General features: G+C 69.4%; 13 protein-coding genes. All 13 read right to left on the bottom strand.

The features are described from left to right. Positions 1-29: 29 nt before the first annotated feature. The 13 genes from KK141_RS19805 to sctV all read right to left on the bottom strand — a co-directional run bounded on the left by KK141_RS19805 (position 30) and on the right by sctV (position 13157). On the bottom strand, positions 30-701 hold the full coding sequence (locus tag KK141_RS19805) for a hypothetical protein (RefSeq protein WP_214572853.1): 672 nt from the start codon (positions 699-701) through the stop codon (positions 30-32). Positions 702-919: 218 nt separating this feature from the next. Beyond that, positions 920-2284: a LysM domain-containing protein gene (locus KK141_RS19800; RefSeq protein ID WP_214572854.1), complete on the bottom strand. Its 1365-nt coding sequence runs from the start codon at positions 2282-2284 to the stop codon at positions 920-922. Positions 2285-2295: 11 nt separating this feature from the next. Then, the gene (locus KK141_RS19795) at positions 2296-3018 is read right to left on the bottom strand and encodes a type III secretion HpaP family protein (protein ID WP_214572855.1); all 723 of its coding nucleotides are present in this window, start codon (positions 3016-3018) and stop codon (positions 2296-2298) included. A gap of 7 nt (positions 3019-3025) precedes the next feature. Next, a complete protein-coding gene (locus KK141_RS19790; RefSeq protein WP_168648373.1) occupies positions 3026-3514 on the bottom strand; it encodes a hypothetical protein in 489 nt (162 codons plus the stop codon). Continuing rightward, positions 3511-4863 (bottom strand): FliI/YscN family ATPase, encoded by a 1353-nt coding sequence (locus KK141_RS19785; RefSeq protein ID WP_214572856.1) that lies wholly within the window; start codon positions 4861-4863, stop codon positions 3511-3513. Before KK141_RS19785 ends, KK141_RS19790 begins: the two co-directional genes overlap by 4 nt. Continuing rightward, positions 4860-5489, bottom strand: coding sequence for a FliH/SctL family protein (locus tag KK141_RS19780; protein ID WP_214572857.1), 630 nt, complete (start codon positions 5487-5489; stop codon positions 4860-4862). The genes KK141_RS19785 and KK141_RS19780 overlap by 4 nt, the downstream gene beginning before the upstream one ends. Beyond that, complete coding sequence (locus KK141_RS19775; RefSeq protein ID WP_214572858.1) at positions 5486-6133, bottom strand: hypothetical protein; 648 nt, start codon at positions 6131-6133, stop codon at positions 5486-5488. The genes KK141_RS19780 and KK141_RS19775 overlap by 4 nt, the downstream gene beginning before the upstream one ends. Positions 6134-6140: 7 nt before the next feature. Next, a complete protein-coding gene (gene sctJ, locus KK141_RS19770; protein WP_214572859.1) occupies positions 6141-6926 on the bottom strand; it encodes a type III secretion inner membrane ring lipoprotein SctJ in 786 nt (261 codons plus the stop codon). A gap of 12 nt (positions 6927-6938) precedes the next feature. Beyond that, positions 6939-7343 (bottom strand): hypothetical protein, encoded by a 405-nt coding sequence (locus KK141_RS19765; RefSeq protein ID WP_214572860.1) that lies wholly within the window; start codon positions 7341-7343, stop codon positions 6939-6941. 27 nt (positions 7344-7370) lie between these two features. Then, positions 7371-7715 carry a hypothetical protein gene (locus KK141_RS19760; RefSeq protein WP_208399640.1) on the bottom strand — a complete coding sequence of 115 codons (345 nt, stop codon included), beginning with the start codon at positions 7713-7715 and terminating at the stop codon, positions 7371-7373. A gap of 31 nt (positions 7716-7746) precedes the next feature. After that, positions 7747-9060, bottom strand: coding sequence for an FHA domain-containing protein (locus KK141_RS19755; protein WP_214572861.1), 1314 nt, complete (start codon positions 9058-9060; stop codon positions 7747-7749). 4 nt (positions 9061-9064) lie between these two features. Then, the gene (gene sctC / locus KK141_RS19750) at positions 9065-11044 is read right to left on the bottom strand and encodes a type III secretion system outer membrane ring subunit SctC (protein WP_214572862.1); all 1980 of its coding nucleotides are present in this window, start codon (positions 11042-11044) and stop codon (positions 9065-9067) included. A gap of 37 nt (positions 11045-11081) precedes the next feature. Beyond that, complete coding sequence (sctV, locus tag KK141_RS19745; RefSeq protein WP_214572863.1) at positions 11082-13157, bottom strand: type III secretion system export apparatus subunit SctV; 2076 nt, start codon at positions 13155-13157, stop codon at positions 11082-11084. Positions 13158-13234 lie beyond the last annotated feature (77 nt).

The following is a 13234-nucleotide window of genomic DNA, read 5'->3' as shown; positions in this document are numbered from 1 at the left end:
CCCGAGTCTGCGGCCTGGCTGATCGTCTTCTATTCGAATCCGGCCAGGATCCATTTGTCATTGCTGTCGTCGTGGCGCAACGCCGCGATCTTGCCTTTCGGCACCGTCGCTTCGTGTGGCGAGGGTGCAACGTACGCGGAGTTCAACAGAAGCGCAGTATCGATCTGCGCGTCATGCGTGTGTGAAACGATCTTTATTTCCTGGCTCCCCGTGCCCACCGGCAGCTTGATCGGATGACTGGCCACGCCATCCACTTCATAGACCGCGATGTTCCAGGTACCCGCAGGTATGTCGTTCCGTTCGGACGAAGAAACGTACTTGATCTTCGTACCGGTGACGATCCATTTACCCTTTGCTTCGCTGTACCTGAAGATGCAGGAGCCACACCTGTCGCTATAGACAAAGGCGCCGATATTGAGCCTGGAATTTTTCAGGTCCTTATCCGCGGCATTCATGATGGCGCGTGAACTTGTGCGAGAGACGACCACCTGATCATTGTCCTGCGGATCTTGCGGAAGCGTAATCCAGCGACTGAAGCGCTGATCGTGGTCGGGGATGAGAACGATGTCATTGAAGCCGCCCGGCAGCTGATCGCCGGAGAGCTCGCTGGTTTTTATTTCAGTGGTTGTCTTTGCATATGCAGCGGGTGTGGTCGCGAGCGACAGCATCGCCACGCATGAGAACATCAAGAACCTGGTCATTGCGATCACTCCTCGAACGGCACCGCGTCGGCGGCCCTCCAAGGATTATCGGCACCCGAGGCCAACATCTTCGATCGCCCCTGATCCGGCCAGGGGACTCAATCGCACGAAGATCAAAATCACCGGCGTTACGGCAAGAGCTGCCGATGGCGGTGGCCAGGCACCGGGCACGTTCGGCTGATAACTACCGACATCCCATGGCCGGCGATCGATGGAAGCTAGCGCGGATCCGGCGCACTGCCCCACAGATAACGCGGCGGCAGCCGTCCGCGGAACTCCGCCCAATCCACCGCCTTCGGATAGCGCCCGTGCCCCGCCTCGCGCAACGGCATGCGCGGCCCGCGGCGCGGACGGCAGCGGGCGCTGAGCTTGCGGCGGCGGCGCAAGGCGGCTTCGGCGGCGCGGCGGCGGCGGTCCTGCTCGCGGCGGTCGCGGTTTTCCTGCGTTTCCTCGGCGTCGGCGGCGCGCCGCTCGCGCGCGGACTTCACCTCCGCCTCGCCCGTACGGCGGCCGGCGGCCGCGCGTTCCTCTTCACCCACTGCGCCGACGCGCCGCATGCGGTCCTGCACCAGGGTGAACTGCAGGCTGCGGCCGGCGCCCAGGTCGATATTGCGGCCGGCGCGCATCGCCGCGGCCTGCGCCGCCACCGCCTGCGGGTCGATAAAGCCGGGGGCCTGCACGTTCGCCGCGCCGGCGCTGCCGGCGGCGGCCTGGCCGAGCTGGGCCATCAGCAAGGCCATGATCTGCAGCTTGGCTTCGTTGCCGTCCACTGCCGCCGCAGCCACGCTCCAGCCAGCCGGCGGCATGCCCTGCGGCACCGCCTGCCAGGCCATCGGCGCGCTCACCAGCGCCGGCCGCGTGCCGTCCAGCCAGGGCATCGGCGGAGGCGGCGGCACGGAGTCGTTGCCGTGCTGGTTGTTCAGCGCCGCCTGCGCCATCGCGCCGGCCGCCTGGGCGAAGCTCAGCACGACGCCGTCGGCGCGCGCAGCGCCCAACGTGGTGGCGGGTACGCCCGTCGCAGTGGCGCCACTGCGGTCCGCGCCCTGCACGTAGTTCACCGGCGCGCTGCCGGGCACGGTGCCGCCGGGCCAACCGGCGAGCTGGTTCCGCGAGGCCTGCGCGGCCAGGTCGGCGCTGTTCATGGCGCCGGCGGAAATCAGGGGGATCGCCTGCAGGCCACCGCTGGTCGACAGCGTCACGCCCAGCTGGATACCGTCGATGCGCGCGGTGCCGCGCAAGGCATCCACCAGTTCGGGCAGCAATGGCAGTTCAGGGCCGGACTGATTGTCGACGTTGCCATTGCCGTTGCCGCGATCGCCCCAGTTGCCATTGAGATCGCCCAGGCTCGACACCGGCAACTGCACGGTAAGCCCCGACGACAGCGGCGTATTCGCACTCAAGCCAGGGTTGACCTGCAGCAGGCCGTCCAGGGGCAAGCCGAGCTTCTCGGCGATGGTGCTTACGGTGTCGCCGGGCGACATAGGGAAACTCAGCTGCACATGGCCGTTGCCCTGCGCATCGTGGCCGCCGCGGTCGCCGCCCAGCAGCCGCAGCACCGGATCGTTCGGAAGGTGGATGCCCATCGCCCCTCTCCTCAGCTCAGCAGGGACGGATCGATCTCCAGCTCGCCCAGCCGGCTGCTGGCGAACCGCTCGATCAGCTGCGGCGCGCCGTCCAGCAGCTGCCGGTAGGCATCCGGCGAATGCGTGTCGGCGCGCAGCTTCCAGCCCTTGTCGGTGCGGCTCAGCCACAGCTCGGTGCCCGGCAGCACCCCACCCTTCAAGGTGATCATGATTTCGCGCGACTGCGCGGAGCTGCGCGCATCCGGCACCAGCAGCTGCTTGACGTGGCGCTCGATCAGCTCGGCCAGCGCGGGCGCCAGCGCCGCCTGGGCGGCGGGCGCCGGCTGTTCCGCGCCGTGCAGCACGATCTGCTGCGCCTGCTGCCAGGCCTGTGCGCCGGCGCTGGCCAGTGCCTGGCCGTCCGGCTGGCCGCCGCTGTCCGAAGACGTATCGCTGCCGTTGTCGCGCTCGCCGTCGCGCGGCGGCAGTGCGGTGGCCTTGCCGGCAGATGCGTCGAGCTGGCGCTGCAGCAGTTCGCGCAGCGCCTTTTCCTGTTCGCTGGCACCTGAGCCACGCGGGCCGGTGGCGGTCTCTCCGCTGTCCTGCGCATCCTGACCCTTGCCATCCATCAGCTTGCGGAAGCGCTGGATGTCCTCGCGTCCGCGCGCGGGTTCGTCCTTGGCGCGCTGCGTGTGCCCGTGCGTATGCGGCGCGGGCGGCGTGGTGTGAGTGGCGGTGGTGGCATCGTTGCGCATAAGGACCTCAGTTCGTCGGTGCGCGGCGCAGGAACAGTTCTTCCAGATTCTGTTCCTCGCTCCATTCGATGCGGCCGCGCATCTCGCGCAGCCAGCCTTGTTTCATTTCGTCCACGGCGTCGAGCTTGCCGCGCGCCTGCCGCCACGCGGCGGCGGCGCGGTCCAGTGCGTCCTGGGTCTGCGCGCAGGCGATCTCGCGCTCGTCGAGCTCCGCGCGGCGCAGCAGGATCTGGTGATCGAGCAGGGCCAGGTGCCGCTCGTAGCGGTCGATCGCCAGCGCGGTGGGCGCGCCGTTGGCGAACATGCCGGTCCAGGCGCGGTCGGCGAAATCCTGGCGCGCGAACGTGGCCTGCTGCAGGCGCTCGTCCGCGGCGGCACGCTCCTCGTCCGCCAGGCGATGGCGTTCGCGGCACTGCTTCAGTTCCGACTCCAGCGCATGCAGGCGGATGCCGCGCACGGTGCGCAGCGGTTCCAGCGGGAAAGGACCGGCGCTCATGTGCACACTCCCGTCAGGCGCGAGCGCGTGCCGGCGAAATCGGCCGCCTCGTGCGTGCCCTGGCGCAACAGTTGGTTGATGGCGTCGATGCGCGCGATCGCCGTGTCGGCGTCGGCGTCGCCGCCGGGTTTGTACTCGCCCAGCTGCAACAGCATTTCGATGTCGCGGTATTTCGCGATGTAGCGGCGCAGCAGCGAAGCGGCGCGCTGATGCGCGTTGCCGGTCACGCGCGGCATCAGGCGGCTGGCGCTGGCCAGCACGTCGATCGCCGGGTAATGCCCGGCCTGCGCCAGCCGGCGCGAAAGATAGATATGGCCGTCCAGGATCGAACGCACTTCCTCGGCGATCGGATCGCTGCCGTCCTCGTCTTCCATCAGCACCGTGTAGAACGCGGTGATGGCGCCCTTGTCGTTGGTGCCGGCGCGCTCGAACAGGCGCGGCAGCGCGGAGAACACCGAGGGCGTGAAGCCGCGCCGCGACGGTGGTTCGCCCATCGCCAGGCCGACGTCGCGCAGCGCGCGGGCGAAGCGGGTGATCGAGTCCATCATCAGCAGCACGTTCATGCCGCGGTCGCGGAAGTATTCGGCGATGGCCGTGCCCAGCCAGGCCACGCGGCTGCGCTCCAGCGCGGGCCGGTCCGACGTCGCCACCACCACCACGCTGCGCTTGAGACCTTCCTCGCCCAGGCTGTCGTGCAGGAACTCGCCCACTTCGCGGCCGCGTTCGCCGACCAGCACGATCACGTTGACGTCGGCCTGCGCATTGCGCGCCAGCATGCCGAGCAAGGTGCTCTTGCCGCCGCCGGCCACGGCGAAGATGCCGGTGCGCTGGCCGCGGCCGATGGTGAGCGCGGCGTCGATCGCGCGCACGCCGGTGGGCATGGCCTGGTCGATCACCTGGCGGCTGAGCGGATTGGGCGACGCCGCATACAGCGGCACGCGCTCCACCTGTTCCAGAGGGCCCAGGCCATCCAGCGGATCGCCGTGCGCATCGATCACGCGGCCGAGCAGGCTCATGCCGGCCGGCGCGGTGGCCTGCTTGCCGGTGGCGGTCACGGTGGTGGCGGTGGAGATGCCTTCCAGCGGACCCAGCGGGGTGAGCAGGGTCTGGTGCTGCGACACGCCGACCACTTCGGCCGGCAGGCAGAAATCGTTGTCCGGCTGCTCCAGCAGGCACAGCTCGCCGATCGCCGCGCGCACGCCGGTGGCGCGCACCAGGGTGCCGTAGGCCTCGGCCACGCGGCCCACGCGCTGCAGCGTGTCGCGCCGGCTCAGCGCGCGCAGCAGCGGGTCGTCGCCGGGTATGGCGAAGGCCTCGGGCTGCGGCGCGTCGGGCTGCGGCAGGCTCATGGCGCGCCGGCTCCGCTGTGCTCGGCGGCGGCCAGGATCACGCGCGCCTGTTCCAGCTGTTCGTTGAAGCCAGCGCGCACCATGCCGCCGGCGGATTCGATAATGCAGTCGAAGCGGTCCAGCTCCGGGTCGCCGATGATTTCGGTATCCGGCGCCGCCGCCGCGCCCAGTGCAGCCACTTCGGCGCGGGCCTGCTCGGCCACGTCCGGATGCACGCGCACCAGCAAGTGCGGTTCGAACACCAGCTTCTGCATGGCCTCGGCCACCAGCGAGGCGACCAGGCGCTCGGCGCCGATCGCCGGCGCGATATGCCGCACCACCGCGATGGCGATCTCGCTGGCGCGCCGGCGCAGTTCCACCGTGGCGGCGGCGCGCGCCACCACCAGCGCCTCCAGTGCACGCGCGCAATCGCGCAGGCCGCGCTCGCGGCCTTCGACCAGGCCTTCGAACTTGGCCTGGCCGCGGATCTGTTCCACTTCCTGCTGCGCCTGGCGCAGGATCGCGTTGGCCTCGTCCAGGATGCGCTGGGCTTCCTGCAGCGGCGCCCACGCGGCGGCCGGAATCACGCCGCCATCCAGATAGAGCTGGAAGCGCTCGCGGTCGACGAACATGGCCTGGGCATTCATACGGCAGGCTCCTCCGCGACAGGTTCCACCGGGGCTGGCGCGAGCAGAGCCGGCACGGTGGACGCCGGCAGCCAGGCTTCCTTGGCGCAGGGCAGCGCCGGCGCGGTGGCATAGGCCAGCGCCAGGCGCTCGGCCAGCCGCGGATCGTGGCGGCCGGCATGGCCGAGGAATTCGATCTTGCCGCGCTCGTAGGCGGCCTCACGCAGAGCGCCGGCATCGCGCTCGCAGCGCTGGATCAGCGCGCGGCCCATGTTGCGCACGGCTTCGGGCGCGGGGCCGCGCCAGGGGTCGGCACCCTGCGCGCGGCGCCAATGTTCGAGTCCCAGCGCTTCGCGCAGGAACAGCACTTCGCTACGCTCCACCGTGACGCGCACCGCCGGGCCGAGCGCGATCGCACCGAGCACGCGGGTGAACGCGTCGAGCTCCGCCTGCGGCCAGTGCAGCCAGGGTTCTTCTTCCACCCACATCGCCCAGCGCTCCTGGTCGGGCGCGAACACGCGCGGCTGCGTGCGCAGTGCCGCGCGTGCGAGATAGCGGCGGCCGAGCGCGGACATCCACGCACGTTCCAGCAGCGGCGCCGGCAGCGCCGCGCAGCGCGCCGGATGCAGGCCGTCGAGCGCGGCCCGCGCGTGCTGGCGGCGCATGGCGCGCTCAGCGCTCACCCGGCGCCTCGCGCCGCATCACGCCGCGCGACGGATGGCCCATCAGTGCGCCGCGGTTGCGCCACAGCAGCAGGCCGGCCAGCAGCACCGCCAGTGCGGCCAGGCCGATCAGCAGAATCGATGCGACGTCGCCGCGCATCACGCCCGAACGCGCCGGCTGCGCCGGCACCTCGCTGGGCGTGCGCTGGAAGAACTGCACGGTGACGCGGCTGGGATCGGTCAACCCTTCGGTGCCGGTCATCACCGCCGCCTTGATGTCCGGTGCACGGCTTTCGATGCCGGCATTGGGGCGGGCAATGATCACCACCGAGGCGGAACCGCTCGGCGGCTTGTCGTCGATCGGGCTCTTGTCGGGAATCGACAGGTAGACGTACGCGTCGACCACGCCGTCGAACTGCCGCAGCGTATTGCCCAGCTGCTGTTCGCGCGCGTAGATGAAGCGCTGCTTGTCCTCCATCGGCGAGGAGACGAAGCCGTCCTTCTTGTAGATCTGCGCGATATTGGCGATGCCCTGGTGCGGCAGGCCGGCGTCGCGCAGCACCGCCACCGCGGCCGGCATGTCGCGCCGGTCGAGCAGCACCCGCCAGCCCTCGCCGCGCTCGCCGGGTTCCTTCTGCGCGTCGATGCCGGCGTTGATCAGCGCGGCCACCACTTCGTTGGCCTGCTGTTCGTCCAGCTTGGCGTACAGCACGTCGCGGCTGCAGCCGGCGAGCAGCCCGAGCACGAAGGCCAGGGCCGCCAGCCGCAGGGCGAAGGTCGCGAAACGCTTGATCATCGCCGTAAGACCTCAGGACTGCTGGCGGAACAATTGCTGCACGCCTTCCGAACTGCGGTTGGCGACGTTGCTGGTCAGCTCCGCCTGGAACACCAGCTCGTGGCATTTCAGGGTCATGTCGATCACCTGGCTGGGCGAGAGATCGCGCCCGTTCGCCTTCATCGCCTCGGACAAGCGGCCCAGTTCGTTGGCGCGGCCGTTGAGCGAGTCGAACTGGCCGAGCACTGCCTTGAACTCCGGCGACATCTCGTGCGGCACCGGCGTCACCTGCTCGGACTGCACCGCGTTGGCCGGCGCGGCGTCGGCGAAGCTCTGGCGGAACTTGGCCACGTCGTCGGCGTGCGCCGGCGAGGCGGCCTTCGGTTCGGTGGGTGCGAACTGGCCGACGTTGACCAGCTGGGTAGGATCCACGTTCATGCTCATGCCTCCTGGCACGCGGCCGGATTACTGCTTGCGTCCGAGGGTTTCCAGCGCCTGGCCGACCGCGTTGTTCGAGGTGGCCGCGTTGGTGGAAAGGAACTGCATCTTCAGGCTTTCGGCGGTGAGCTGGGTCATCACCGACGGCTGGTCCGAACCGTTCTCGCTCACCTGCGCGGACAGCTCGGTGACCTTGGAGGCTTGATGGTCCAGCGCGTTGCCCCAGGCCTTGGCCATGGCCTCGAACCAGCTCTTGGACTGCTCGTCGCTGGCCGAACGGCCGGCCGCCGCACTGCCGCCGGCGATGCTGGTGTTGATGGTCGGGAACTGCGTGTTGCCGCCGTTGCCGTTGATGCTGTTGTTGCTGCTCATGGTTCGTCTCCTGGTGGTGACACTGCTCGCTTCAACGCCCGCCGCCGGCCTGGGTCTTCGCACCGATGGCGACGGCCTTGGCAGGAAGCACGGGCGGCTCCGGCGCCGGTTCGGCCGCGGAAGCGGCGGACTCCGGCATGGCCGGCGGCAGCAGCACCGACGCGGCCGCTTCGTCGAGCGGCTGCGGGGTCTGGTAGTCGTCGGCCTTGTTCAATTGCATGTAGCGGTTGTCCGGCATGCGCAGGAGGATGGTTCCCTCCGCGCTGACCGCGAGGAACACGCCGCCCTGCGGCAGCTTGTTGCCCACGTAGTAGCGCGATTCGTCGCGCGTCACGAGATAGGGTTCGCGTCCGCCGACCACGTGGCGGATGCGCTTGCCGGGATCGGGTTTGACCGGTTCCGGCGCGTGTTCGTCGTAGTTCTTCAGCGCCAGGGCCAGGCCCAGCGCATCGGCGTTGAGGTTCTGCATGTCGGTGGAGCCGAGCACGTCCTTCTTCACCTTGTCGGCCTTGGCGATGTCGCCGAAGTGGCCGCCGACTTCCACGCCGCCCTGGTCGAGCAGCTTGGTTTCCACCGTGTAGCCGTGCATGGCGAAGATGTCGTTGACCTGCTTCTCCACGCTGGGCCAGTCGCGCACGGTCAACTCGGTGGTGAGGCCGGCTTCGGACAGCTTGCGCTTGAGCTGCGGCAGCTGCGCCGCATTACCGATCACGCCGCGCAGTACCACGTGGCCGCCCTCGCCGGCCGAAGCGCCGACATGGCGCAGCGACAGGCCATGCAGGATCGCCCGCACGCGGTTGAGCTGGTCGGACACGCTGGCCGCGCGCACCGCCACCGCCGGATGCGTGACTTTCCAGCTGCCGGCCAGCACCAGCGCGGCCACCGCCAGCAGCAGGCCGGCCAGGGCCAGCACGCCGCGGCGGCGGCCGGCCAGCTGGCGTTCGGTGAGCGCAGGCAAGGTCTCGTCGCCGACGTCGGCCAGGGTCTGCCAGCGTTCGCTCCAATGCGGCCCCACCGCGAACTGCACGTCGCCCAGGCGCACCAGGGCGAAGTGTTCCAGGCTGACGTTCTCGCCCACCGCGATGCGGCCGTCGTGGGTTTCCACCTCGCCGTCCATCGCGCGCAGCAGCACCTGGTCGCCGACCACGGTGAGCACGCAGTGATGGTTGGCGATGCCGGTGTCGTTGAGGATCAGATCGCAGTCGTCGGCCTGCCCGATCATCAGGATGCCGCGCTGCGGCAGGCGCAGCTCCGCGCCCGCATGCAGCCCGCTGAACACGCGCAAGGCCAGTTGCACCTTGGGCGGCTGGCTGGCGCGTTGGCGGGTGGCAGGCAGAGCGCTCATGGCATTACTCCGGCGGACGCTTCTGGGGGGCGGGAGCCGGCGACGGCGGCGGCGGTTGCTGCACTACTTCCGGCACCGGCGCCGGCTGCGTCACCTGGCTCTTTTTGTGGTTCCACCACGCATCGCGGTTGGCTTCCTGCTTGTCCAGCTGCTCCTGGCTTTCCATGCTCACCTGCGGGGAGCTGGGCGTCTGCTGACCGTTGATGTGGTTGAGCAGCACCAGGCGCGGGGTGATCAGGAACAGGCGCTCGGTATGCGCGCGCTGCTTCTCCACCGTCTTGAACAGATAGCCCAGCAGCGGGATGTCGCCGAGGATCGGCACCTTGTGCTCGTTATTGCGCGACTGGTCCTGCACCAGGCCGCCCAGCAGCAGGCCCTGGCCGTCCTGGATCACCGCCTGCGTGTTGACCGCGTTCTGGCTGACGATGGGATACGAGATGTCCTGCGCATCCTTGGCCGAGTAGGTGATGTTGCCGTCCTCGATCTGCACCATCATGCGGATGCGCGGACCGCCCTCTTCCATCACCAGATGCGGGGTGACGCGCAGCGTGGTGCCCGCGGTGACGTTGTACAGGTCGGAGTTGTAGGCGCCGGCCACCGGCACATACACGGACTGATTGCTCTGGATCACCGCCTCGGCGTCGTTCATGGTGATCACCTGCGGACGGGTGACCACGTGCGCGATGCCGTCGTCCTCCAGCGCATTGATGTTGGCCACGAACTTGGCGGGGTTGCCCAGGATGGTGCCGATCTGGAAACCGTTGTTGAACAGCGGCGGCAGGCCGCTGGTGTCGCCCAGCCCCAGCGCGGCCAGCAGCAGCGCCTTGTTGTACAGGGCGTCGGCCGGCGTCTGGTTGCCGCTCATGAAGCCCACCGTGGTGCGATGGTTGCGGTAGAACCAATTGATGCCGAGCTGGCGCGCCTTGGTCTTGTCGACGTCGATGATGGTCGCTTCGATCTCCACCATCTGCGGCGGCACGTCGAGCTGGCGGATCAGCTCGTCGTACATCGGCAGGCGGTCGGCGGTGTCGCGCACGATGATCGCGTTGCGGAAGCTGTCGGCGACGATGCGCGTGTCGCCGCTGCCGGCGATCGCTTCCACGCCGTTGCGCTGCGCGGTGGGCGCCAGCTGCGCGGCGGGCGGGGTCAGGCCGTCGTCGTCCTGCTGCGGCGGCACGCTGTAGTTGCCCAGCGGCGGCGGCGGTTGCTGCCCCTGGCCGGCCAGGCCCTGGCCGCGCAGGCCGCGCTGGCGCGACGAGGCGATGCGCTCGCTGGCGCCGCTGAACTGGCCGTAGCTGCCCGGGTCGCTGACCAGGGCGCGCAGCACGCTGGCCACGCCCGGCACCGTCACCTGGCGGCTGCCCAGGTTCATGCTGGTGTCGGAGGCCCAGGCGTACTTCAGCGGATAGAACTTGAAGCGCGTGGTCTCGCGCTGGCCCAGGCCGGCGATGGTCAGCGACATCTGCTTGACCTGCTCGGCGAAGCGCTTGGTGCCGGTGATGGAGACCAGGCCGGTGCTGGGCTCGAGCTTCCACACGTTGCCGGTGGCGGCGTCGGCCCAGTTCACGCTGCCCATGGCGGAGATGAACTGCTGCTCCAGCGGCAGCGGCACGCTGGTGTAGTCGGTGACGCGCTCGGAGTCGAGGTAGACGTAGACGGCCGAACCATCCCAATAGGCCAGCAGGCCATTGGTGTCGGCGATGCGCCGCCACACCTGCGCATAGGTGCCCTTGAAGCTGCCGTTGAGCGTGCCGTTGCGCGCGGCGACCTGCGGGCTCAGCACCACTTCCAGGCCCTGGTCGTGGAAGAAGTCCGGCAGGATCTCGCGCAGCGTCTTGTCAGTCTGGATCTCGGTGCTGCTCTTCTTGAACGGTATCGCGGCCGCCTGCGCCAGCGCGGCGTACAGCATCAGGCCGAGCACCGCCATGCAGGCCAGCGCCCGCCGCGTGCCCTTACCCATCGTCCTGCCCCTGTCATCGCCCATCTTCACGGATTCCTTGGCCTGTTCAATGTCGTGGCCGTCAGACGGCCAGTTGTCCCACCGGCACCAGACGCAAGTCGGGTACCAGCTCCTGATAAGAAAGCACCGGGATGTCGGCGTACTCCGCCTCGGTGAGCTTGCGCAGGTGGCGGCGCACGTCCATCGAGCTGAGCAGCACCATCGCCGTGCCGTGTTCGCCGCGCGCGTGTTCGCCGATCTGCGCCAGCAGGCGCGCGGCGAGATCCGGCTCCACCGCCAACTGGGTGCCGGCCGGGCCGGTGTGCACCGAGCGGCGCAGGCGCTCTTCCAGCTCCGGCCGCGCGACCAACACGCGCAGCACGTGGTTGTCGTCGGCGTAGCGGTAGCTGAGATGGCGGCGCAGCGCCATGCGCACGTATTCGGCCACCAGCACGATGTCCTTCTCGCGGCTCGCGGCGTCGGTGATCGCCTCGAACACGTCGCGCAGCTGGCGGATCGGCACGCGTTCTTCGACCAGGCGCTTGAGCACTTCGGCCACGCGCTGCGGCGACACCACGCGCAGCATTTCGCGCACCAGGTCCGGGTAGTCGCGGCTCAGGCCGTTGGAGAGATTGGAGGTTTCCTGGATGCCGACGAACAGCGACAGATGCCGCTCCAGCGCCAGGCGGATGTGCTCATGCAGCACCTGCGGCGCTTCCAGCGCCTTGGCCTGGCGCGCGCCATCGCGCGGCAGCCAGCGGCCGGGGAAACCGTTCACGCCTTCCGGGGCCAGCGCGCCGCCGTTGTCGGGCGCCGCCGGTGCGGGCGGCAGCGCCGCGCGGCCGGGCAGGAACAGCTGGCCCGGACGCAGCGCACCGTGCGCGATACGTACGCCATAGGCATACAGCGCGTAACCCTGCTCCGGCAGATTCAGGCCGGCGCGCAGCGCGGGCTTCGGCAGCGGCACGCCGTAGTCTTCGCGCAGGCCGCCGACCACCTGGCGCAGCACGTTGCGCACCTGGTTGCTGCCCAGCGCCTGCAGCGCCGACATGTGCACTTCCAGCATCAGCGGCGCCGAGGGCAGCAGCACGTCGCTGTCGGCCACGTCCGGCGGGAGCAGCTCGGCCTGGCTCTCCGGCACCTTGAACAGGCGGCGCAGGAAGCCCACGCGCTCACGCATGCGCCAGGAAGCGATGCCGACCAGGATCAGGCCCAGCGGCAGGAACACCAGCAGCGGGAAGCCCGGCACCAGCATCATGCCCAGCGCGATGCAGCCGATGATCATGGTCACCCGCGGCTCGCCGGAGATCTGCCGCGCGATGATCGCGCCGAGGTTGCGGTCTTCCTCGTCGCCCGCGGTGCGGGTGACGATCAGGCCGGCGGAGATGGAGGCCAGCAGGGCCGGGATCTGCGCGACCAGGCCGTCGCCGATGGTCAGCACGCTGTACGTGTGCACGGCCTCGCCCAGGCCCATGCCGTGCATCATCACGCCCACGCCCAGGCCGCCCAGCAGGTTGATCACGATGATCACGATGCCGGCGATGGCGTCGCCCTTGACGAACTTCATGGCGCCGTCGAGCGAGCCGTGCAGCTGGCTTTCGATTTCGAGCAGGCGCCGGCGGCGGCGCGCTTCGTCCTTCTCGAGCAGGCCCGAGCGCAGGTCCGAGTCGATCGACAGCTGCTTGCCGGGCATGGCGTCCAGCGAGAAGCGGGCGGCCACTTCGGCCACGCGCTCGGCGCCCTTGGCCACCACGATGAACTGCACCACCGTGATGATGAGGAACACCACCAGGCCCACGATCAGGTTGCCGCCGACCACCATGTTGCCGAAGGTGTCGATGATGTGGCCGCCGTCGGCATTGAGCAGGATCGAGCGCGTGATGGCGATCGACAGGGCCAGGCGGAACAGCGTGGTGAGCAGCAGCACGCTGGGGAAGCTGGAGAACGCGACGGGCGCCGGGATATAGATGGCGATCAGCAGCAGGCCGACGCCGATGAGCATGTTGAGCGCCACCAGGGCGTCGATCGCCATCATCGGCAGCGGCAGGATCATCAAACCGATGATCGCCACCACGCCCGCGACCAGCACCAGGTCGCTATAGCTGCGCGAGCCGCCGGCGCCGGGCGCCAGCCGCGAGAAGATCGCCTCAAGCGCCATGGCGCACCGCTGCGGCGCGGTCGGCGACGACCTGCTGTGCTGGCAACCTGATTGGCCTCGCCACGCTGACCACGCAC

Source organism: Dyella sp. LX-66 (assembly GCF_018599165.1).
Lineage (GTDB): Bacteria > Pseudomonadota > Gammaproteobacteria > Xanthomonadales > Rhodanobacteraceae > Dyella_D > Dyella_D marensis.
This window is presented reverse-complemented; position numbering and strand designations above follow the sequence as displayed.

Bases quoted from the DNA above. Each gene is read 5' to 3' on its own strand.
- KK141_RS19805 (WP_214572853.1), bottom strand. From the start codon at position 701: ATGACCAGGTTCTTGATGTTCTCATGCGTGGCGATGCTGTCGCTCGCG.
- KK141_RS19800 (WP_214572854.1), bottom strand. From the start codon at position 2,284: ATGGGCATCCACCTTCCGAACGATCCGGTGCTGCGGCTGCTGGGCGGC.
- KK141_RS19795 (WP_214572855.1), bottom strand. From the start codon at position 3,018: ATGCGCAACGATGCCACCACCGCCACTCACACCACGCCGCCCGCGCCG.
- KK141_RS19790 (WP_168648373.1), bottom strand. From the start codon at position 3,514: ATGAGCGCCGGTCCTTTCCCGCTGGAACCGCTGCGCACCGTGCGCGGC.
- KK141_RS19785 (WP_214572856.1), bottom strand. From the start codon at position 4,863: ATGAGCCTGCCGCAGCCCGACGCGCCGCAGCCCGAGGCCTTCGCCATA.
- KK141_RS19780 (WP_214572857.1), bottom strand. From the start codon at position 5,489: ATGAATGCCCAGGCCATGTTCGTCGACCGCGAGCGCTTCCAGCTCTAT.
- KK141_RS19775 (WP_214572858.1), bottom strand. From the start codon at position 6,133: ATGCGCCGCCAGCACGCGCGGGCCGCGCTCGACGGCCTGCATCCGGCG.
- sctJ (WP_214572859.1), bottom strand. From the start codon at position 6,926: ATGATCAAGCGTTTCGCGACCTTCGCCCTGCGGCTGGCGGCCCTGGCC.
- KK141_RS19765 (WP_214572860.1), bottom strand. From the start codon at position 7,343: ATGAACGTGGATCCTACCCAGCTGGTCAACGTCGGCCAGTTCGCACCC.
- KK141_RS19760 (WP_208399640.1), bottom strand. From the start codon at position 7,715: ATGAGCAGCAACAACAGCATCAACGGCAACGGCGGCAACACGCAGTTC.
- KK141_RS19755 (WP_214572861.1), bottom strand. From the start codon at position 9,060: ATGAGCGCTCTGCCTGCCACCCGCCAACGCGCCAGCCAGCCGCCCAAG.
- sctC (WP_214572862.1), bottom strand. From the start codon at position 11,044: ATGGGCGATGACAGGGGCAGGACGATGGGTAAGGGCACGCGGCGGGCG.
- sctV (WP_214572863.1), bottom strand. From the start codon at position 13,157: ATGGCGCTTGAGGCGATCTTCTCGCGGCTGGCGCCCGGCGCCGGCGGC.